General features: G+C 67.7%; 18 protein-coding genes. 9 read left to right on the top strand and 9 right to left on the bottom strand.

Annotated features, from left to right (window positions below):
• Positions 1 to 91 precede the first annotated feature (91 nt).
• Positions 92 to 1,960, bottom strand: a complete 1,869-nt coding sequence (locus AC3A6P_RS28275; RefSeq protein ID WP_487695560.1) for a fatty acyl-AMP ligase — start codon at positions 1,958 to 1,960, stop codon at positions 92 to 94.
• A gap of 74 nt (positions 1,961 to 2,034) precedes the next feature.
• On the bottom strand, positions 2,035 to 2,637 hold the full coding sequence (locus AC3A6P_RS28270) for a DUF1707 SHOCT-like domain-containing protein (protein WP_487695559.1): 603 nt from the start codon (positions 2,635 to 2,637) through the stop codon (positions 2,035 to 2,037).
• A 127-nt stretch (positions 2,638 to 2,764) separates the two neighbouring features.
• Between AC3A6P_RS28270 and AC3A6P_RS28265 the strand changes: the two genes are divergently transcribed.
• The 4 genes from AC3A6P_RS28265 (at position 2,765) to AC3A6P_RS28250 (ending at position 7,078) form a co-directional block, all read left to right on the top strand.
• Positions 2,765 to 5,143 carry an ATP-binding cassette domain-containing protein gene (locus AC3A6P_RS28265; protein ID WP_487695557.1) on the top strand — a complete coding sequence of 793 codons (2,379 nt, stop codon included), beginning with the start codon at positions 2,765 to 2,767 and terminating at the stop codon, positions 5,141 to 5,143.
• Between the two features lie 2 nt (positions 5,144 to 5,145).
• The gene (locus tag AC3A6P_RS28260) at positions 5,146 to 5,868 is read left to right on the top strand and encodes a hypothetical protein (RefSeq protein WP_487695555.1); all 723 of its coding nucleotides are present in this window, start codon (positions 5,146 to 5,148) and stop codon (positions 5,866 to 5,868) included.
• A 65-nt stretch (positions 5,869 to 5,933) separates the two neighbouring features.
• A complete protein-coding gene (locus tag AC3A6P_RS28255; RefSeq protein ID WP_487695553.1) occupies positions 5,934 to 6,533 on the top strand; it encodes a YdcF family protein in 600 nt (199 codons plus the stop codon).
• Positions 6,533 to 7,078: a class I SAM-dependent methyltransferase gene (locus AC3A6P_RS28250; protein ID WP_487695551.1), complete on the top strand. Its 546-nt coding sequence runs from the start codon at positions 6,533 to 6,535 to the stop codon at positions 7,076 to 7,078. The genes AC3A6P_RS28255 and AC3A6P_RS28250 overlap by 1 nt, the downstream gene beginning before the upstream one ends.
• Before the next feature lies 1 nt (position 7,079).
• On the opposite strand, the gene AC3A6P_RS28245 is transcribed toward AC3A6P_RS28250, so the two are convergent.
• Both AC3A6P_RS28245 and AC3A6P_RS28240 read right to left on the bottom strand, forming a co-directional pair.
• A complete protein-coding gene (locus tag AC3A6P_RS28245; protein ID WP_487695549.1) occupies positions 7,080 to 7,847 on the bottom strand; it encodes a glycoside hydrolase family 16 protein in 768 nt (255 codons plus the stop codon).
• A complete protein-coding gene (locus AC3A6P_RS28240) occupies positions 7,844 to 8,668 on the bottom strand; it encodes an SAM-dependent methyltransferase (protein WP_487695548.1) in 825 nt (274 codons plus the stop codon). Before AC3A6P_RS28240 ends, AC3A6P_RS28245 begins: the two co-directional genes overlap by 4 nt.
• 89 nt (positions 8,669 to 8,757) lie before the next feature.
• Here AC3A6P_RS28240 and AC3A6P_RS28235 point away from each other — a divergent pair, with 89 nt between their 5' ends.
• From AC3A6P_RS28235 to AC3A6P_RS28225, 3 genes are read left to right on the top strand one after another with little or no spacing between them, the layout of a single operon-like run.
• Entirely contained in the window at positions 8,758 to 10,209 is a 1,452-nt protein-coding gene (locus tag AC3A6P_RS28235) for an LLM class flavin-dependent oxidoreductase (protein ID WP_487695547.1), read from the top strand.
• A gap of 13 nt (positions 10,210 to 10,222) precedes the next feature.
• Positions 10,223 to 11,389, top strand: coding sequence for an LLM class flavin-dependent oxidoreductase (locus AC3A6P_RS28230; protein ID WP_487695545.1), 1,167 nt, complete (start codon positions 10,223 to 10,225; stop codon positions 11,387 to 11,389).
• Positions 11,386 to 12,585: an SfnB family sulfur acquisition oxidoreductase gene (locus AC3A6P_RS28225; protein WP_487695544.1), complete on the top strand. Its 1,200-nt coding sequence runs from the start codon at positions 11,386 to 11,388 to the stop codon at positions 12,583 to 12,585. The genes AC3A6P_RS28230 and AC3A6P_RS28225 overlap by 4 nt, the downstream gene beginning before the upstream one ends.
• A 9-nt stretch (positions 12,586 to 12,594) precedes the next feature.
• Here AC3A6P_RS28225 and AC3A6P_RS28220 read toward each other — a convergent pair whose 3' ends face one another.
• Complete coding sequence (locus AC3A6P_RS28220) at positions 12,595 to 13,785, bottom strand: acyl-CoA dehydrogenase family protein (RefSeq protein WP_487695542.1); 1,191 nt, start codon at positions 13,783 to 13,785, stop codon at positions 12,595 to 12,597.
• A 99-nt stretch (positions 13,786 to 13,884) separates the two neighbouring features.
• Between AC3A6P_RS28220 and AC3A6P_RS28215 the strand changes: the two genes are divergently transcribed.
• Both AC3A6P_RS28215 and AC3A6P_RS28210 read left to right on the top strand, forming a co-directional pair.
• Complete coding sequence (locus AC3A6P_RS28215; RefSeq protein ID WP_487695540.1) at positions 13,885 to 15,060, top strand: acyl-CoA dehydrogenase family protein; 1,176 nt, start codon at positions 13,885 to 13,887, stop codon at positions 15,058 to 15,060.
• A gap of 58 nt (positions 15,061 to 15,118) precedes the next feature.
• Positions 15,119 to 16,756 (top strand): DUF222 domain-containing protein, encoded by a 1,638-nt coding sequence (locus AC3A6P_RS28210; protein WP_487695538.1) that lies wholly within the window; start codon positions 15,119 to 15,121, stop codon positions 16,754 to 16,756.
• A gap of 3 nt (positions 16,757 to 16,759) precedes the next feature.
• Here AC3A6P_RS28210 and AC3A6P_RS28205 read toward each other — a convergent pair whose 3' ends face one another.
• From AC3A6P_RS28205 to AC3A6P_RS28190, 4 genes are read right to left on the bottom strand one after another with little or no spacing between them, the layout of a single operon-like run.
• Positions 16,760 to 17,821: an ABC transporter ATP-binding protein gene (locus AC3A6P_RS28205; protein ID WP_487695537.1), complete on the bottom strand. Its 1,062-nt coding sequence runs from the start codon at positions 17,819 to 17,821 to the stop codon at positions 16,760 to 16,762.
• Positions 17,818 to 18,621 carry a carbohydrate ABC transporter permease gene (locus tag AC3A6P_RS28200; protein ID WP_487695535.1) on the bottom strand — a complete coding sequence of 268 codons (804 nt, stop codon included), beginning with the start codon at positions 18,619 to 18,621 and terminating at the stop codon, positions 17,818 to 17,820. The genes AC3A6P_RS28205 and AC3A6P_RS28200 overlap by 4 nt, the downstream gene beginning before the upstream one ends.
• Positions 18,618 to 19,490, bottom strand: coding sequence for a carbohydrate ABC transporter permease (locus tag AC3A6P_RS28195; RefSeq protein ID WP_487695533.1), 873 nt, complete (start codon positions 19,488 to 19,490; stop codon positions 18,618 to 18,620). Before AC3A6P_RS28195 ends, AC3A6P_RS28200 begins: the two co-directional genes overlap by 4 nt.
• Positions 19,487 to 20,854 carry an ABC transporter substrate-binding protein gene (locus AC3A6P_RS28190; protein ID WP_487695532.1) on the bottom strand — a complete coding sequence of 456 codons (1,368 nt, stop codon included), beginning with the start codon at positions 20,852 to 20,854 and terminating at the stop codon, positions 19,487 to 19,489. Before AC3A6P_RS28190 ends, AC3A6P_RS28195 begins: the two co-directional genes overlap by 4 nt.
• Positions 20,855 to 20,929 lie beyond the last annotated feature (75 nt).

Below are 20,929 nucleotides of genomic sequence, written 5' to 3'. Positions count from 1 at the left end.
CCTCTAGGCGGTCGGTCCGATCCACCATGCCCGTCTGCTGGAGCGTTGTGAGGTGTCACGAAATATACGTCACCCGTCCAGCGGACAACGGTCACTCGGGGGCGCACACGCCGGGGGTACCCCAGGTGCCCGCGAGATAGTCAGCGCGGCACGCACGCCGAGCCAACTTGCCACTGGTGGTGCGCGGGAGGGCGCCGGCGGGTACCAGCCGCACGTCGGCCTCGGGTACCGCGTAGTCCGCCATGATCGCGGCACGGACCGCCCGCAGCGCCGGTGCGGCGTCGGCACGAGCGGTGCCGGCGGCCCGTTCGGCGACCACGACCAGGTGCTGCCCGGCGTCGCCGGCCGGGACCGCGAACGCGGCGGCGTACCCCCGCCGAACCATCGCCGAGGCATCGGCCGCGGTGCCCTCCACATGCTGCGGGTAGATCTGGCGACCGTCGATCGTCATCACATCGGCACCGCGGCCGGTGACGTAGAGCTGGCCGTCGCGGTACACCCCGAGGTCACCGGTGCGCAACCACCTGGCCCCTGCCGGCGCCCCTCCGGCGTGGCTGCCCTCGTCGAGAACCCCCCGCAGTTCGGCGTTGAATGTGGCGGCTGTCTCGCTCGGCCGGTTCCAGTAACCACGGCCGACGTTGTTGCCGTGCAGCCAGATCTCCCCCACCTCACCGTCGGGAACCTCACGCGCACTGGCGGTGTCGACGATCACCGCCCACTGGCTGCGCGCCACACGCCCGCAGGCGACGTGTGCGACCGCGTGCGGGTCTCCCGCGGGGACAACCTCGACCCGGCCGGTTTCCAGGGCTCGCCGGTCGAAGTAGGTCACCGTGGGCTCATCGGCAGGCCCGATGGTCGAGACGAACAGCGTCGCCTCGGCGATGCCGTAGGACGGTTTGAACGCCGTGCGCGGCAGACCGAACGGCGCGAATGCGGTGGTGAACTCCTCGATGGCTTCGACGCTCACCGGTTCGGATCCGATGATCAGCACCACCTTCGCGAGGTCGATCTTCTCGGGGTCGGTGTCGGACCCGGGATCGGGCCGGCCGCGCTGGGCGGCCCACTGGTAGGCGAAGTTCGGTGCGGCGGTGACCACCCGGGCGTCGCGGGACTCGGCGGCCAGGGCGTTGATCCAGCGCAGCGGCCGGCGCAGGAACGCCGTCGGTGACATCAGCGTGGAGTGCCCGCCGTAGACCGCTGGGAAGCCGATCATGGACAGGCCCATGTCGTGGTAGAGCGGTAACCAGCTGACACCGTGGGTGTTCCGGTCCAGGAGATCGATCGAGAGGATCATCTGGAGCAGGTTGGTGCCTACCGCACGGTGGGTGATCTCCACGCCGACCGGAGGGCGGGTGGACCCCGAGGTGTACTGCAGATGTGAGATGTCGTCGACGTCGATCTCGATGTGCGCGAACGAGTCTCCTTCCTCGTCGGGAATCTGGTCGACGGCCACCACCTGCGGTCGTTCCTCGGGTGCGAGTGACCTGTGCAAGAACTCGGTGACTGAGGCGGCAGCCGCGGTGGTGGTGAGGACCACGGTCGGCCGGGCATCCCGCAAGGCGGTGTCGAGTCGTTCTGCGTGGCCGGGAAGCTCGGGCGCGAACAAGGGCACCGCGATGTTGCCCGCCTTGACCGTGGCGAAGAACGCGGCGACGTAGTCGACCCCCTGTGGCGCGAGAATGGCCACCCGTTCGCCGCGGCCGGTGAGCCGCTGCACACGAGCGGCGATGGCACGCAACCGTTCACCGAGCTGGGCCCAGGTCAATTCGTGGGCATGTCCGTCCTCGGAGACGGTGTAGTCCAGATATCGGTAGGCGACCGAGTCCCCGACATTGGCGATGTTGCGCTCGATCAGCGACAGCAGGGTGACACCGGGAGGCAACACGATGCCGCCGTCGGCATCCAGACACTCCTCGACGCGCAGCAGCCCCGGGGGCGCTTGATAGGTACCGCGATACACACCGGCCAGTCTAGAGACGCACGCCCCTGTGACCGGTACCACGCGCGATTGCCCACGCGCGCAAGGTCATTCACTCATCCCAGGTTCCTGCGGAACCACGCACCGAACGGATGCTTGACGGTGAGCGCGCCGAACCGAACCTTGCCCCGCACCACAATGTGCACCCGCCCGGCGGGAGGAGCCGAACCCACCCGGGAGCCGGCGCTGCTGCCAAGGCATTGCAGGCCGTTGAGGTCGGCGGTGAAATCGTCGGGCACCACGATGTCGGTACTACTGCAGATGTCGTCGATCTCGAGTGTCAAGACCGGAGTCCGGATCTCGGCCTTCGTGAAGTCCAGTACCACGTTGGAGAACCGGGACCGCACCGCCACCCGTTCGGGCACCTGCCAGCGGCCGCTGCGATTGATCGAGGACATGGTGACCTTCAGCGGCAACGCCTCCGCTGACGACGGGACCGGGATCAAGGACTGTGGGCCGGGCGGACCGACCGGGAGTTCCATACCCGGCAGATCCTCCACCAGCACCCCGAGTTCGCCTCGGGTCCTGGCCGCCATCGCGGCGCCCATTCGGTCACTGAACTCGTCGAGGGTGATCATGCCCTCACCGACAGCTCGCTGCAACAGACCCGCCACGTGCTCACGCTCGGCATTGCCCACCCGATAATCGCGTGCGTCCACAGCGCCCAGGGTATCGACTCGTTTGCGACACCTGTGACACGATCGTGCTCGCGACCGAGGACCTCGACAGCGCCTTCGAGCCGCTGCAGGCCGATTCCGCCGAGAACGTCCAGGAGCGACCCTGACCATGGGAACACCCGCCGACAGCCATGACCTGATCAGGGTCACCGGCGCCCGCGAGAACAATCTCAAAGACGTCAGCATCGAATTACCGAAACGCCGGCTCACGGTCTTCACCGGAGTGTCCGGTTCCGGGAAGAGCTCGTTGGTGTTCAGCACCATCGCCGCCGAATCGCAGCGGCTGATCAACGAGACCTACAGCGCATTCGTGCAGGGATTCATGCCGACGTTGGCACGCCCGGACGTCGACGTCCTCGAGGGGTTGACGACGGCCATCATCGTCGATCAGCAGCGGATGGGTGCCGATCCGCGCTCCACCGTGGGCACCGCCACCGACGTCGGGGCCATGCTCAGGATCCTGTTCAGCCGGTTGGGCACGCCGCATATCGGTTCCCCACAGGCGTTCTCGTTCAACGTGGCCTCTGTCAGCGGTGCCGGTGCGGTGACGTTCGAACGGGGCGGCAGGACGGTCAGGGAACGGCGCGATTTCGCCATCACCGGTGGTATGTGCCCGCGCTGCGAAGGTCGCGGTTCGGTCTCGGACATCAACCTGGCGGCCCTGTACGACGACACGAAGTCGTTGAACGAGGGCGCACTGACCATCCCCGGTTTCAGCATGGAAGGCTGGTATGGCCGGATCTTCAATGGCTGCGGCTTCTTCGACTGCGACAAGCCGATCAACACCTTCACCGCGAAGGAACTGGACGCCCTGCTGCACAAAGAGGCGACCAAGCTCAAGATCGACGGCGTCAACCTCACCTACCTGGGGCTGATCCCGCAGATCAGAAAGTCCTACCTGAGCAAGGACGTCGAGGCCATGCAGCCTCATGTCCGGGCGTTCGTCGAACGGGCGGTCACCTTCACCACCTGCCCCGACTGCGACGGCACCCGCCTGACCGAGGAAGCCCGGTCCTCGACCGTCAACGGCAGGAACATCGCCGAATTGTGTGCCATGCAGATCAGCGACCTGGCGAACTGGGTCACCGATCTGGCCTCGGGTGAAGGGGTGTCCTCGGTGGCACCGCTGTTGGGCTCGCTGCAGCACACGTTGGACTCGTTCGTCGAGATCGGGCTCGGCTACCTGGCCCTGGAGCGGCCGTCGGGCACGTTGTCGGGCGGAGAAGCTCAGCGCGTCAAGATGATTCGTCATCTCGGTTCCGCGCTCACCGATGTCACCTACGTCTTCGACGAACCGACCATCGGGCTGCACCCCCATGACATCGCCCGGATGAACGATCTGCTGCTGCAGTTACGCGACAAAGGCAACACTGTGCTGGTCGTCGAACACAAACCGGAAGCGATCATGATCGCCGACCACATCGTGGACCTGGGCCCCGGCGCAGGTACCGAAGGCGGCCAGGTGGTGTTCGAGGGCACCATCGAGGAGCTTCGCAGCAGTGGGACGCTGACCGGTCGGCATCTCGACGACCGCGCCGCGCTCAAGGAACAGGTCCGCGCCTCGTCCGGAGCATTCCAGATACGCGGCGCCGAGACCCACAACCTGCGCGATGTCGACGTGGACATCCCACTCGGCGTGCTGGTGGTGGTCACCGGGGTGGCCGGTTCGGGCAAGAGCTCGCTGATCGGTGGGTCGGTCGCCGGACGCGACGGTGTGGTGACCGTCGACCAGACCCCGATCCGTGGTTCCCGGCGGAGCAACCCGGCCACCTACACCGGGCTGCTCGACCCGATCCGCAAGGCGTTCGCCAAGGCCAACGGCGTCAAACCCGCGCTGTTCAGCTCCAATTCCGAAGGCGCATGCCCGAATTGCAACGGCGCCGGGGTCACCTACACCGATCTGGGGATCCTGGCCGGGGTCGCCAGCACCTGCGAGGTGTGCGAAGGCCGTCGCTTCGACGCGTCGGTGTTGGAGTACCGGTTGGCCGGGCGCGACATCAGCGAGGTCCTCGCGATGTCGGTGGTCGATGCGGGCGGATTCTTCGCCGAGGGTGACTCTCGGACTCCCGCGGCACACAAGATCCTGGCCAACCTCGCCGACGTCGGTCTGGGTTACCTGAGTTTGGGCCAGCCCCTGACCACGTTGTCCGGCGGCGAGCGACAGCGGCTCAAACTGGCCACCCGGCTCAGCGACAAGGGCGCCGACACGAGCGCGATCTACCTCCTGGACGAGCCGACCTCAGGCCTGCACCTGGCCGACGTCGACGAACTGCTGGGCCTGTTGGACCGCCTGGTCGACGCCGGCAAATCCGTCATCGTGATCGAGCACCACCAGGCCGTGATGGCACACGCCGACTGGATCATCGATCTGGGCCCGGGCGCCGGGCACGACGGTGGCCGGGTGGTGTTCGAGGGCACTCCCGCCGATCTCGTCACCGACCGTTCCACCGTGACCGGCGAGCACCTGGCCGCCTACGTCGGCGCCTGAACGTGACACGCACCAGCCCGGAAGGCGACCAGATCCAACTGGCGGCTGATCACGTGAGGTCGACGGTCGATCAACTCGAGCGGCGGATCCACGCCCGTTTCGGGGAGCGGGGGCTGACCAAAGCGGCGCGCGACCTGGGCAACTTGGTGGAACTGGTGCGCAACGAGGCCGGCCAGTCGCGCCAGCGACTTCACCGGATGACGGTCACCGCCCGGTTCGCCAGCATCGTCATCGTCGCCGCCACCGTGATCGCCATGGTCTTCGGCTTGCGTACCGCCGTGCTCGACGGCCTGGCGCACACCTCCGACTGGGTGCCGCTGGTGGAAAGCGTGATCAACGACCTGGTGTTCGCCGCGATCGCGGTGGTGTTCCTGTGGGCGTTCCCCGAGCGTCTGGAGCGCCGCTCGCTGTTGCGGGTGCTGCACCGGCTGCGCTCACTGGCCCACGTGATCGACATGCACCAGCTCTCCAAGGACCCCGAGCAGGCCAGCCCCACGTACACACCCACCGCGCAGAGTGTGCGCCACGGTCTCGACGCCGACCAGCTTCACCATTACCTGAACTACTGCTCGGAGATGCTGAGTCTCACCGCCAAGACCGCTGCCCTGTGCGCTGAGCACAGCACCGACAGCGTGGTCCTGGAGACGGTCTCCACCATCGAGACGCTGACCACGGAACTGTCGAACAAGATCTGGCAGAAGATCTCGCTGCTACCCCGCTCGTGACCCGTCCGTAACATCCGCCCCTGCCGTCACGACAGTTTACGAAGACGACAGTTACGGAGGATGACGTGCGCACAACACGGCTCAGGCGTTGCAGGACCCTGCTCGGCGCCGTCACCCTGGCCCTGGCCGTCGCACTCGGCGGGCACACCGCGGCACCGGCGCAGGCCGATCCCCCCGCTCTGGCGCCGGCAGGAAAGGATTTCACCAGACCGGCGATCGTCATCCTCGGTTACGGCCTCGAACCGGACGGCAGGATGCGCCCCATCCTGCGCACCCGCGTGCTCACCGGCCTGACGGTGGCACAGTTCTTTCCGCAATCCCCGATCATCGTGACCGGCGGGAACCCGAAGAACGGCCGCACCGAAGCCGGCCAGATGCGAAACATGCTGACGCTGTTGGGCTTTCCCGCCAACCGGATCATCGTCGAGGACCGGGCCAACAGCACCGTGCAGAACGCCCAGTTCTCGGTGCCGCTGGCCAAGCAGGCAGGTACATCGGGCATCATCCTGGTGACCTCGTCCACCCACCAGGACCGCGCCGACGGCAACTTCGCCGATGCCGGCGGCAATGTGCTGGCGACGGTGAGCTATCCCGACGGCGACCCCTCGGTCAATGCCGTCCAGTTCGCCCGCGATGTGATGAGCCCCTTCCTCAGCATCAGCTGATGTCCGCCGCGGACGGCCGACGCTGGGATCAGCGGTACGCGCAACTGTCGCGCCCGACACCGGCCGAGGTGAGCCTGCCTGCGGTGTTCGCCCCGTATGCCGCCGAGTTTCCGTCGCACGGTCATGCGCTCGAACTGGCCTGTGGGCGTGGCCTGAGCTCAGTCTGGCTGGCGGTGCGCGGCATGACGGTCACCGGCGTCGACGTCTCCGCGGTGGCCCTCGCACAGGCCCGTGACCTGGCCGCCGAGTGCGGAGTCGGCGAACGCTGCACCTTCACCGAAGCCGACCTCGACGGCGGGCTGCCCGCGGGTCCTCGAGCGAATGTGGTTGTCTGCCACAAGTTCCGCGACTCCCGGTTGGACGGTGCGATCGTAGCGCGACTGGCGCCCGGCGGTCTGCTGGCGATCAGCGCGCTCAGCGCGGCGGGCACCGAGACCACGCCGTTCCGGGTGCGCGCCGGCGAATTGGAACAGGCCTTCGCCGAGCTGAACGTACTCGCCACCGGTGTCAGCGACGGCACCGCCTGGATGCTGGCGCGCGCCTGACTCAGCCTCGCACCACGGTGCCGGGCCCGAGGCCCGATCCGCTGACCTCCGACACCCTCAGGTGCGGCACCGCCGTGTCACCAGACCCGTCAGGGAAGTCGAAGACCGCCAGGAACAACAACATCGGGTAGTCCGGCGCCTGGTCAGCCGTTCTGGTGACGGTGCCGTCGATGCTGAACTGCACCTGGCCTGGGCTCCAGTCGACGGCGTAGGTGTGCTCGTCGGCGATATCGAGATCACGGGTCGGGGCGGAGAAGTCCTCACGCAGCGCAGGGTCACGGAACCGGTGAATCCCCTGCCCGACCGCGGCGCGGCCGTCGACGACCGTGTTGCCGAACACCTCCATGAGGCAGATCTCGCCGCAGCGTTCCGGTGTGTCCTCCAGGCCCACCATCCACGCCGAGAACATCGAGGTGGGTGTCAGCGTGGCCGAACACGTCACCGCGACCCGGCCATAGTGGGGTGCGAAACCCAGCACAGTGGGCTGCGCCTCCTGCACCACCTGCCCGTCCCGGAACGGCTGCGGCGCATCGGTGGACCCGACGGGTCCCGACCGGTTGACGCTCTGAAAGCCGGAGACCCGCAACGGGGTTGGGTGCAGATCGGCACACCACAACGGATGATCTTCCGGTATGTACAAGTCGAGCCCTTCCGGCCCGGTGGTGTAGGCAGCCGCAGCCTCTGCCCGTGAACTCCAGGCCGGCAGGTACGCCGTGGTCCACACGTCTGCGTCGAGCTCATGAAACCGGTCACGGAATGCGCGCGTCACTTGTGGGCCTCCACGAAGTAGCCGCGGGGCACACCTGGTACGTCCATCGGCACCACCGACGCGAACCACCGGTTCCAGCGGTTGCCCACCTCCGCGATGTCGAACACCTGTGCTCGCCACCCTCGCCGCTCGGCGAGCGCACCAGGTGTGTCGGAACCGAACAGCCACGGCGAGCCTTGTGCCGCCATCGTTTTCAACAACGGCGCCATGACCGGCGCCTCCAGCAGCGTCTGGCCGACGACGTCGTACAGCAGCGTGGAACCCGGCGCGGTCAAGGCGTCGATACGGTCGAACAGCGTCTGCACCGCCGGCTCGGCGAGATACTGCAGCAGCCCTTCGATCAGCCACACACTCGGTGTCTGCGGATCAAAACCGGTGCCGGGCAGCGCGGTTGTCCAGGCGTCGTCGGTGAGGTCCGCCTCGAGGGTCACCCGCCGGGCGCGCGGTGTCGCACCGGCGAGTGCGCCGGCTTTGGCCGCGATGACGGCGGGCTGGTCGAGTTCGTACACGCATGTGCCGTCGGGCCAGTCCAGCCGGTAAGCTCTGGCATCCATTCCGGCCGCGCACAGCACCACCTGAGGCGCGGTGGGCACCGCACGCAGCAGCGCCTCGTCCCAGAACCGGGTGCGCACCACGATCTGCAGGGTGGACTGCTCACCGGACTGCGCCAGCGCCGCCTCGAGCATCTGCCGGCCCGCCGGACCGGCGAGACGTTCGGCATGCGGATCGCTGAACAGCGGATCGGCACGCAGGCTTTCGCGTGCGCGGATGGCAGCGACGAGCAGGCCCGTACCTGCGACAGCCTGTTCTACTGAGTCCATGAGAGCAGTGTGACGTACCGCACCGACATTTCGAATCGTGGTGAAGCAAAGGCGTGCCCAACGGGTGCAGGCCGTCGAAGATGCTGCCAGTGACCCGCACTATTCGCTTCAACGCGTTCGACATGAACTGCGTGGCCCACCAGTCCCCCGGCCTCTGGCGGCACCCCGATGACCGCTCCGCGAGTTACAAAGACCTGACGTACTGGACCGAGTTGGCGAAGCTCTTGGAGCGGGGCCGCTTCGACGGCCTGTTCATCGCCGATGTGCTGGGCACCTACGACATCTACGGGGCCAGCGACGAGGCCGCGATCCGGCAGGCCGCCCAGGTGCCGGTCAACGACCCCCTGATGCTGGTCTCGGCCATGGCCTATGTCACCGAACACCTCGGTTTCGGCATCACCACCGGGACCGGCTTCGAGCACCCCTATCCGTTTGCGCGACGGGTGTCGACGCTGGATCACCTGACCAAGGGCCGCGTCGGCTGGAACGTCGTCACCGGCTACCTCCCTGCTGCGGCCCGCAACATGGGGCAGACCGACCAGCCGGCCCACGATGCCCGCTACGACCACGCCGACGAGTACCTCGAGGTGCTCTACAAGCTGTGGGAAGGGTCGTGGGAGGACGACGCGGTGATCCGAGACCGCGAACGTGGTGTCTTCACCGACCCGGACAAGGTGCACCACATCGGCCACGAGGGCCGGCATTTCAGCGTGCCGGGCATCCACCTGTCGGAGCCGTCGCCGCAGCGCACGCCGGTGATCTTCCAGGCCGGGGCCTCGCCGCGCGGGGTCCGGTTCGCCGCCGAGAACGCCGAGGCGATCTTCACCGCCGCGCCCACCAAGGCGATTCTGCGCGAGAACGTCAGCACCATCCGCCGCGAGCTCGAACTGGCCGGCCGCGACCCGTACGCGGCGAAGATCTTCAACCTCTCGACCGTGATCACCGCCGAGAACGACGAAGCAGCGCACGCCAAGCACGCCGAATACCTGTCCTACGGCGACCCCGAAGGCGCGTTGACCTTCATGTCCGGCTGGATGGGTGTCGACCTGTCGCGGTACGGCCTCGATGAACCGATCGGCAACGTCGACTCCAACGCCATCCTGTCGGCCGTCAAGGCGTTCCAGTCCGCCGATCCCGACGGCGGCGAATGGGCCGTCAACGACATCGCCAACTGGGGCAAGATCGGCGGCATCGGCCCGCGGTTCGTCGGCTCCGGCGAGCGGATCGCCGATCTGCTGCAGGAATGGGTGGACGAGACCGACGTCGACGGCTTCAACCTGGCTTATGCAATCTCGCCCGGTTCGTTCGCCGATTTCATCGACCACGTGGTGCCGGTGCTCACCGAGCGCGGCGCCTATCAGACGGAGTACGCGCCCGGGTCGTTGCGCAACAAGCTGTTCGGCCGTGGCGACCGGCTGCCCGAGGAACACCGGGGGGCGAGTTACCGCGTCGGCGGACCCAACTCGACCATCATCGAGCGGCCGTCGACGGTCCCGTCGTCCTCGGCATCGGTAGCCTCGCAACCGAACGCCGCACGCTGAGAGAAAGACGACCATGTCTGTGAAACTGCACTGGTTCCTGCCCACCTACGGCGACAGCCGGCTCATCGTCGGCGGCGGCCACGGTCTGCCCGCGGGTACCGCGCACAGCGACCGCGACGCGTCGATCGACTACCTGGCCAACATCGTGCGCAGTGCGGAGTCGTTCGGCTTCACCGGGGCGTTGATCCCCACCGGCGCCTGGTGTGAGGACGCCTTCGTGACGGCGGCCCTGCTGGCGCGGGAGACGACGTCGCTGGCCTTCCTGGTGGCCTTCCGCCCCGGCCTGGTGAGCCCCACCCTGTCGGCGCAGATGGCCGCCACCTTCGCCCGCCACGCCCCCGGCCGCATCCTGCTCAACGTCGTCGTCGGCGGCGAAGCCCACGAGCAGCGGTCCTTCGGTGACTACCTGGACAAGGACGCCCGCTACGAGCGCTGCGACGAATTCCTCGACGTCGTGCGGCGGCTCTGGGCCGGCGAGACCGTCACCAAGGACGGCAAGTACATCAGCGTCGACGAAGCCGCGCTGGCCTTGCCGCCGAATCCGGTGCCGCCGCTGTACTTCGGCGGCAGCTCGGCCGCTGCGGGCCCGGTGGCGGCCAAACACTCCGACGTGTACCTGACCTGGGGTGAGCCGCCGGAAGCCGTGCAGCAGAAGATCGAGTGGATCCGCAAGCTGGCCGCCGACGAGGGTCGCACCGTGCGTTTCGGCATCCGTTTGCACACCATCTCGCGCGATCATGCCGACGAGGCATGGACACAGGCGGGCCGGCTGCTGGACGCCCTGGACGAGGAAACGGTCCGCAAGACCCAGGAAGGCTTGGCGCGCAGCCAGTCCGAAGGCCAGAAGCGGATGCTGGCGCTGCACGAAGCCAACCGCGCCAACGGCACCTGGAACGACGCCCGCAGCCTGGAGATCGCTCCGAACCTGTGGGCCGGGGTGGGCCTGGTCCGTGGCGGTGCGGGCACCGCGCTGGTGGGCAGTCACACCGACGTGGCCGACCGGATTGCCGAGTACGCCGAGATCGGGATCGACGAGTTCATCTTCTCCGGCTATCCGCACCTGGAGGAGCTGTACTGGTTCGGCGAAGGCGTGGTGCCGATCCTGCGTGAGCGTGGCCTCTTCGAGGGCGAGGGTGGCGGCGCCGCCCCGGCCTCCATACCGTTCGTCGGGTCGCGGTGACCATCGCATCGGCCACCGACGCGCTGCGCGTCGCGGCGGAGCTGTCAGAGTCCTTCGCCGCCGAGGCTGCGGCGCGCGATGCCGACCGGCTGCTGCCGCATGACCAGGTCAAGGCCCTCAAAGACTCCGGATTGCTGGCGTTGTCGGTGCCCGCCGAGTACGGCGGGCTCGACGCACCGGCCGCGGTGGTGGCCGAGGTGTTCCGGCTGATCGGGCACGCCGACGGGTCGCTGGCCCAGATTCCGCACTCGCACTACACGTTCCTGGAAGCGCTGCGCTCACAAGGCACCGACGAGCAGAAAGCGTTCTTCTACGGCCTGGTGCGCGAGGGTGCGCTGTTTGCCAATGCGCAGTCCGAGCGTGGCCCGCATCCCATCGATGTCGACACCACCACCCTGGTGCAGCAGCCCGGTGGCGACTATGTGCTCAGCGGCCGCAAGTTCTATTCCACCGGAGCACTTTTCGCCGACTGGGTGATCGTCCGGGCGTCACTGTCTGATGGAAGCGGTGAGGTGCCCACGTCGTCGACGCCGAAAGCGATCGCGTTCGTACCCCGCGACGTCGACGGTCTGGAGATCGTGGACGACTGGGACGGCATGGGGCAGCGGACCACCGCTTCCGGCACGGTGACCCTGGACGAGGTCCGGGTTCCCGCAGCACACGTGGTCCCGTTCTCCCCCATCTTCTCGCAGCCCACGGTGTACGGGGCCCACGCCCAATTACTGCATGCCGCAATGGATATCGGCATCGCCACCGGCGCCCTGGAGGAGGGTGTCCGGCAGGCCGCCAAGGCCCGGCCGCACTTCGAGGCCAAGGTGCCCTCCTCGGCCGAGGATCCCACCGTGGTCAACATCGCCGGCGAGCTGACCGTCACGGTCCGCGGTGCGCAGGCCTTGCTTGCCGAGGCCGCGCGCCAGGTGGATGCCGCCCGCGCCGATCTCGACGAGGACACCAGTGCCGCTGCGTCGATCGCCGTGGCGGTGGCCAAAGTGGCCGCGGTGCGGGCATCTCTGGAGGCGACGTCGGTGCTGTTCGACCTCGGTGGCACCCGCAGCGCCTCGGGCAGCGCGAACCTGTCCCGCTACTGGCGTGATGCCCGCACCCACACGCTGCACGACCCGAGCCGCTGGAAGCTGCAACACATCGGCCGCTACACGCTGTCAGGGACCAGGCCGCCGCGCCACGGGCAGCTCTGACTCCGGGAGTCAGGTGTAGAGCGTGATCGGCTGGACGTCGCCGGTCAGGTAGTGCGCACCGATTTCGAGCTTCTTGTAGTCGACCGGATCGTGCAACGAATGCGTCCGGATGTTGCGCCAGAACAGGTCCAGGCCCACCTCGGACTTCGCTGAGCTGGAGCCGGTGACCTCGAACACCCGGTGCGCCACCTCCAAAGCGGTCTCGGTGGTCACCACTTTCGCGTGGGCGATCCCGATCTCGACCTCGGCGCGGTCGGCGGCAGTGACCTGCTCCCCGCGAGCGATCACCTGGTCGAACCGATGATTCCAGCGGTCGGTCAGCGCTTCGGCGGCGGCGGTCTTGGCCAGGAGTTCACCGAAAACCCGCTGCACGAACGGATCTCGGGAGTAATGCTCGACATCGCTGAGCAGCCAGGCACCGCGGCGGGTCAGGGTCAGCTCCCGCGCCCGTTGCAGCGCGCCCTCGGCGATCCCGAGGTAGAGGTTCGCGAAACCGAGCTGCACGCCGGGAGTCACCAGAGTGGAGTACGGCTCGTCGGCGACCTCGCCGAGGATGTCCTCGGCGGTGACGAGGACATCGGTGAAGCGCACGCTGCCGCTCGCGGACAGCCGCTGCCCCAGCGCATCCCAGTCGCCTAGGTAGTCGACGCCGGTGCGGTCGTGCTCGAGGACGGAGGCGAGCACCCTGTCGGTCTCGAGCGCCATCACCAACGTCACGTCACCGGTCGAGGCGCCCGTGGAGAAACGTTTGGTTCCGTTGAGGCGGTAGCCGCCGTCGACGGCGGTGAGTGTCAGATCGGGGTCGACGGGATTCACCGAGTCACCCCACAGCCAGTTGCCGTCGGCCGAGGCGGTGAACCAGTGCTCCCAGCGGGACGGCTCACCGAAAAAGACGATGCTGGCGTGGTTGCAGTAGTGGTAACTCAGGATCTGGGCGATGGACGCGTCGGTGCGGGCCAGGATGCGAACGGCGCGCAACGCGCTGGACCAGTGCCCTCCCCCGCCGCCGTACTGCGCCGGGATCAGCAAGTTGGCCAGCCCGGATTCCTTGAGCAGTTTCAGTTCTGCGGTGGGCTCTTGGTTGGCGCGGTCCCTGGCCACGGCGTCCTGCCCGAGGGTGCGCCCCACCTCGGCGGCCACCGCGTCCCAGTGGGCGGTTTCGGCCTCATCCAACGGTGCAGTCCAGGGTGTACGCGACATGAGCGGAGAGCCTAAGGGTGACGGCCCGGATTCCGGCGAGTTGTACTCTGCGCGAACTTAACCGGGGCCGGTGGTGCACGCGCTGATTGAATGACGGCCGTGACCGACAATGTGCGTGCGGAATGGGCCGTGATCATCTCGGAGACGGTCGGCGATGTGGTGCACCGCGAACTCACCCGCGAGTTGCCGGCCGATGTGCTGGCCACGCTGAAGCGGGCGGGTGTGGGTGCGTTGCGGGTGCCGGTCGAGTTCGGCGGCCGGGGGCTCGCATGGGCCGAGATCATCCCGATCTGGATCGACCTCGCCGCCGCGGACGCCAACCTCACCCAGGCGCTGCGCGGGCACTTCACCTTTGTCGAGGACACGCTGTTCCGGCACCGGCGCGGACATGATCAGCGCCGGTGGTTCGAACGCTTCGTCGCGGGTGAGGTCGCGGGAAACGCGTGGACGGAAACGGGGTCGACGGCGATCGGTGACGTGGAGACGACGCTGCAGCCGGCCGGAGATCACTACCTGCTCAACGGGCGCAAGTTCTACACCACCGGAACGATTTTCGCTGAATGGGCCGATGTGTACGCACGCGTGGACACCACCCACGTGGTGGCGCTGGTGGACACCCGCCAGCCGGGCGTGACCGTGCACGATGACTGGGACGGCTTCGGCCAGCGCGGCACCGGCAGTGGCACCACCGAGTTCCACGATGCGCGCGTCGAATCCGACGACGTGCTGCCGTTCGCCGACCGGCACCCGTACCAGACGGCGCTCTACCAGGTGAATCTGATTGCCACCCTCGCCGGAATCGCCCGCGCTGTCCATCGTGACGTGGTGGCCGAGGTGCAGGCGCGCACCCGGAACTACTCCCACGCCAACGCCTCCCGGGTTCGCGATGACCCGCAGGTTCTCGGTCTGGTCGGGCAGCTCTCGGCGGCCGCCTACGCGGCCGAGAGCCTGGCGGTGAGCGCGGCCAAGGCGCTCGACGCGGCGGCCGACGCCACCGAGGCCGAACTGCAGGACGCCACCGAGCGCGCTGAGCTGGAGGCCACCGCCGCACAGATCGCGGTGTCCAAGCTGGTGCTGGACTCGGCCTCGGATCTGTTCGACGCCCTGGGCGCGTCAGCGACCTCGACGGCGCGCGCCCTGGACCGGCACTGGCGCAACGCCCGCACGGTCGCCTCGCACAACCCGCGGCTGTTCAAGGCCCGCGTGCTGGGCGCCTACGACGTCAATGGCACACCGCCGCCGTACGCCTGGTCGATCGGCACGACGACAGCCTGACTGCGGCATGCGTTCGGCACCCACCGAGTTGTCAGTCGACTGTGACATAATCGAACACATGTTCGAGACATTCGATGCGTCTGCGTTACTCAATGAGGTGGAGTGCTCCCGCCTCGATGAGTCGGCGGTGTGGGCGCATCGGATGGCCGCGATCGCCCCGTTGTTGGCGCAGCGCACCGCCGAAGCCCTTGATCAGGCCCTGGCGGAGCCCGACGGCGACCCGGGGTATGCATTGGTCACCGGCTGCGTGCGCACCGCCGCTGAGGTGGGTCCGGTGTTGGGAGTCCCGCCGGCGGTGGCCACCCGGCTCGTCGGGTACGCCGAAGCCCTCGATGAACGGATGCCGCAGACCTATGGCCTGCTGGCCTCGGGGCGGCTGGACTGGGAATCGACGACAGTTATCTTGAATCGCACCGCCAACGTCACCGCTGCGGCGATCAAGGATCTGGATCGCAACCTCGCCGCGAAGATCGCCACCTGGCAGTGCTGGTCACGCACCCGGCTGCTGGGGGCGGTCGACCGCGCCATCCTGCACGTCGACCCCGACGGCGCCAAGGAACGCCGGGTGAGCGCCGACACCGACCGCCGGGTCAGCGTGAAATCGCTGCCCAACGGGATGGGCGAAGTCCGGGTCTATGCGTCGGCGCCGGTGGTGGCCCGCGTCGAGGCCCGCCTCGATCAGATGGCCGCCCTGGTGTGCGCGGCGGACCCGCGCACTCCGGCGCAGCGTCGTGTTGATGCCCTCGACGCGATCGGTGCGGGCAGCTTCGTGCTGGCGTGTGCGTGTGGGCGCGACGACTGCGCGGCCCCGAAACCCGACGCTGCCGCTGCTGCGGGGGCGGGGGCGCGGTTTGTGATCAATGTGATCGCCCCGGCGGCCACCGTGACCGGCGACGGTGACGAGCCCGGCTTCCTGCAGGGTTACGGCATTGTCGACGCCGACCAGGTCCGTGAGCTGGCCGCCCAGCCCGCCACGGTGCTGCGCGAGGTCGCCGACCCCGACACCCCGACTGTGACCGGCGACGGCACCTCGGTGCTGCTGCGGCACCGCCCCTCGGCCGCCACGAATCGGTGGGTACGCTGCCGGTCCTTGACGTGTTCCTTTCCGTTCTGCAATCGGCCCGCCTGGACCGCGGATCTGGATCACAGCATCGCCTTTGACCATGATCATCCGTTGCGGGGTGGGTGGACGATGAGCGCGAACCTCGATCCGAAATGCCGGCTGCATCATCGCATGAAGACGTTCCTGACCGGTGACTGTGGTTGGACCACCACGCAATTGGCGGACGGGACGATTGAGTGGACGTCGCCGACGGGGCGCAGTTATCGGTCGACTCCGGATGGGGCGGAGTTGTTCGAGGACATCGCTGCGGCGGGTGCGCCGAAGCCGTGGCCCCGGCCGCGGGATCCCCGCCGGGACAAAGCCAGACGTACGGCGGCGGCGCGGGCCGGGGCGGCGGCCAAACGCGCGGCGAATGCCGAGACCCGGCGGGTCAATCAGGCCCGTGCCAAAGAGATCGCTGACCGTCAGTGGCGCAACGAGATGCGGTTCAAACTCTTCTGGTTCAAAGGCGCACCGTCGACCAGTCCCTGGTGCACCTGGGTCAACGATCCTGACGAAGACGAACACATCAGCGCCGACTGGCGCCCACCCCCACCGACGCAAAAACCCAACGACGACGAACCACCCTTCTGAGGTTCAGGCCACCCGGTCTCCCGAGGCTGTGGTGAACACGTGCGCGCGGCCTGGCCGCACCCGCACGTCTACGGCCGTGCCTGGTGTCAACGCAGTGGGCCATGAGGCGATCGTCGCGGCTTCGATGACGGCGGTGAGACGACGGGCGCCCACCTTCACGATCACGACGTAACGCGGGCCGAGGAGCTCGACGAGTTCGACTGTGCCGTCGGCATTGTCGACGCCGGCCGGTTCGACCAGCAGATCCTCGGGTCGCACACCGATGGTGACATCACCGGAGGCGGTGGTCGGCCACACCACACCCTCGGAGGTGAAGACCCCGTCCTGGGCGCTGCCGGCGAGCAGATTGGCGCTCGGCGAGCCGATGAAGCCGGCGACAAAGGTGTTCGCGGGCCGGCTGTACAACTCCTCCGGCGTACCGCGCTGCGCGATGCGACCGGAGTCCAGCACCACCAGTTGATCGGCGATGGTCATCGCCTCCTCCTGATCGTGGGTGACGTAAAGCGCGGTGATGCCCAGTTCCTGTTGCAGCCTGCGGATCTCGGAGCGCAGTTCCACCCGCAGCTTGGCATCGAGGTTGCTCAGCGGCTCGTCGAACAGGAACAGCGACGGCGTGCGCACCAGGGCCCGGGCGATCGCGACACGCTGTTGCTGACCGCCGGAGAGCTGACGCGGTTTGCGGTCCAGCAGGGCCGCGATGCCCACCCGCTCGGCGGCCTGCCGAACCCGTTGCGCTGTCTCATCCTTGGCGACTCCCGCGTTGCGCAGCGGAAACGCGATGTTGCCCGCCACGGTCAACTGCGGATAGAGCGCGTAGTTCTGGAACACCATCGCCACGTCACGGTCCCGCGGGGCTGCCGAGGTGACATCGCGGCCGTCGATACGCACCGCGCCCTGATCGGCCGACTCCAGGCCGGCGGCGATCCGCAACGTGGTCGACTTCCCGCACCCGGATGGGCCCACCAGGACGGTCAGCGACCCGTCGGTCAGATGCAGGTTGAGGTCATCGACAACGGTGTTCCCGCCGAATGCCTTGCTGATGCCCTCCAGTTCGACGGTGGTCATTTCGTCGCTCCCACCGACAGCCCGCCGACCAGGTACCGCTGCGCCGTCAACGCCAGGACGTAGACCGGGATGATCCCGAGCAGTCCGGCGGCGGCCTGCTGGCCGAATTGCACATTGCGATCGCCTTGGAACAGCGACAGACCGACCGTCAACGTCTGACTCTCCTTCGTCACCGCCAGATACACCGCGAACAGGAAATCGTTGTAGCTCAGGAAGAACACCACCAGCAGCGCCGCCACGATGCCGGGCCACAGCAGCGGCAGAATGGCTTTGCGGAACGCGCCGGCCACCGACAGACCGTCGATCACAGCCGCCTCATCGATCTCGATGGGTATCCGACGCACGAACCCGTCGAGCAACCAGGCCGCCACCGGCACATTGGCGATGCCGTTCACGATGATCAGCCCGCCGACGTTGTTGGTCAGCCCGACATCACGCAGCAGGAAGAACAGCGGAATGATCGCCACGATGGGGGGCGCGCAGTAGCTGGCCAGCAGCGCGGTCAGCAACCGCTCACCCCGGAACCGGCGTGCGGTGAAATACGCTGCCGGCGCGGCGATCACGACGGCCAGCAGTGCCGCGCCGACGGCCGCGATCCAGGAGTTCTGCAGCATCGTGCCCAACTCGATGGTGTCGAACACCGAACCGAAGTTCGCGAATGTCCACGACGTCGGGAACAGGCTGGAGTTCAGCACGTCCGACGGCGGCCGCACCGCCAGCGACACCAGATAGCCGATCGGTATCAACGCCACCACGGTGACGGCCACCAGCGCCGCCCACACCAGCACTCGCCGGTTCACCGATGCTCTCCTTGCACCACACGTGCCCGTGCCGCGGTCAACGCGGTGGCCACCGCACCGACCACCACCGCAAACACCAGGGTCTGAGCCGCGGCGGCGCCCATGTCGAAACTTCCGCGCAGCCCGGTCTGGTAGATCATGAAAGGAGTCAAGGTGGTCGCGAAACCCGGCCCGCCGGCGGTGATCACGACGATCAGGTCGAACACCTTGTAGCCGATGACCAGCTCCAGCACCGCCACCGCCCAGGCGGTCGGCGCGATCGCCGGCCAGGTCACCGTGGTGAACGTGCGCCACCACCCGGCGCCGTCGATGCGGGCCGACTCCAGCAGCTCGGGTTGCACCACTCCGAGCGCGGCGAACAGGATCAGCACCGCGAACGGGACCCACTGCCAGATGTGGATGGCGAGGAGCACGACGAACGCGCCCGCACCGGATCCCAGGGGGTTGAAGCCACCGAGCCCCACTGCGGAGAACACGTCGGCCAGGCCACCGCCCACCGGTGCCAACAACAACTTCCACGCGACACCGATGAGGACCGGCGCCGTCACCAACGGCAGCAACAGCAGTGCGCCGACGATCCCGAACCGGGTGCCGCGGGCCCGCAGCAGCAGCGCCACAATCAGACCCAACCCGGTGGTGGCCACGGTCGCCACGACGGCGAACACGGTCGATTTCCACAGCGACGGGGTGAAAGCCGGTGCGGCGAAAGCGGTCTGGAAGTTGTCGGGGCCGCTGAACGCCCGCAGCGGATGCGCCAGCGAAGAATCGGTCAGTGCCAGCGCAATCAGGTAACCCGTCGGGTACACCAGGAACAACACCAGTCCTGCGATGGCGGGCAGTGCCAGCCAGAGCGGGACACGTCGCGTCATGTCGCGGCGCTCTCCCAGCTCTTCTGCGCGTTCTCCAGCGACTGGTCCACGGTCTGGGTCCCGGCGATGGCCAGCGCCAGCTGATCCACCAGGTCCTGCAACAGTTTCGGCGCCCCGGCCTGCTTGGGCCACACCAGCGGATCACCGTTCAGCCCTTCGCGGATCGGCTCCACGGCCGCGGTCACCACCTTGGCGTAACCCTCGGAGTTCAGCACCTCACCGCGCACCGGGTCGATGCCCGCCCCGGCCGTCGACGACACCGCCAGGTTCTGCGGGGTGGCGGTGGCCCAGTTGAGGAAGGCCGCGGCGGCGTCCTGGTTCTTCGACGACGTGGAGATGCCGAGCCCGAACCCGGCGTCCAAGGCGGTACGCGGCGTGGTGTTGCTGCCGCCGACCGGCAAGGACACCGCGCCCCAGCGGCCGGCGATCTTCGAGGCGGTGGGATCCTCGGCCCGCAATGCCATATCGGTCCAGGTGTCCAGCAACGCCCCCTGGCCGGAGAGGAACGCCTGGTTCGCCTGGTCGAAGCCCACCTGCAACGGTGTGGGCAAGGCGACCGGGGCCACGTCGACCAGGTGTTGCAGCGCGGCGATGGAGGCATCCGAGGTCAGCTGCGGCTTCCCGTCGGCGTCGAGCAGATTGCCTCCGTAGCCGGTCAGCCGGTTGATGTAGGAGCAGCCCAGGATCATCGGAACCTGTTGTCCCGACACGATGGCCCCATAGGCGGCGCCGCGGGCGTCGGTGGTGATCTTGGCTGCCACCTCGTCGTATTCATCCCAGGTGGTCGGCGGTTCGACTTTGTACCGGTCGAACAGTTCGGCGTTGTAGAACAGGATGTGGACGTCCCCGTCGTAGGGCAGTCCGTAACGCTTGTCGTCCAGCAGTGTGTACGGGTCGTAGATCGACGGCAGGTAACCGTCGACTCCGATGCCGTCTTTGTTGCTGTCGATCCACTCGGTCAGATCCACCAGGGCGCCGGCGTCCACCAGGTCACCCAGACCGAAGTAGAAATAGTCGAATACATCGAATTCGCCTGTGCCGCTTTGCACGTCGAGAATCTGTTTGCTGGTCAGCTGATCGTAGGGGGCGGCAGTGACCTCGAGAGTGCCGCCGGTCTCCTTGTTCCACGCCGGTGCCAGCACGTCCCGGAACGAGGTGACGTGCGGCTGGTTGACCAGCAGCTTGAGCGTCACACCGTCGAATTTGCCTGACAGCGGGGCATTTCCGGCCAGCGCGCCGCCTTCGCCGGAGGATCCGCACGCCACCAGAGAGGGTGCTATCAGTGCAGCGCCGCCGGCGAGGCCGAACAACTGCAGGGCACGCCGCCGGGAGAGGGGATGGCGTGAAGAAACGGGAGATGTCACGTTTGGCGACGGTACAAACGCGACTTCGAACCGGCGAGACAAAAACTCAGCACGATCCTGACCAGGCAGGAAATG

Source organism: Mycobacterium sp. Soil_C_30, assembly GCF_057656995.1.
The sequence above is the reverse complement of the archived record's forward strand: the minus strand, read 5'-3'. Positions and strand labels throughout refer to the sequence as shown.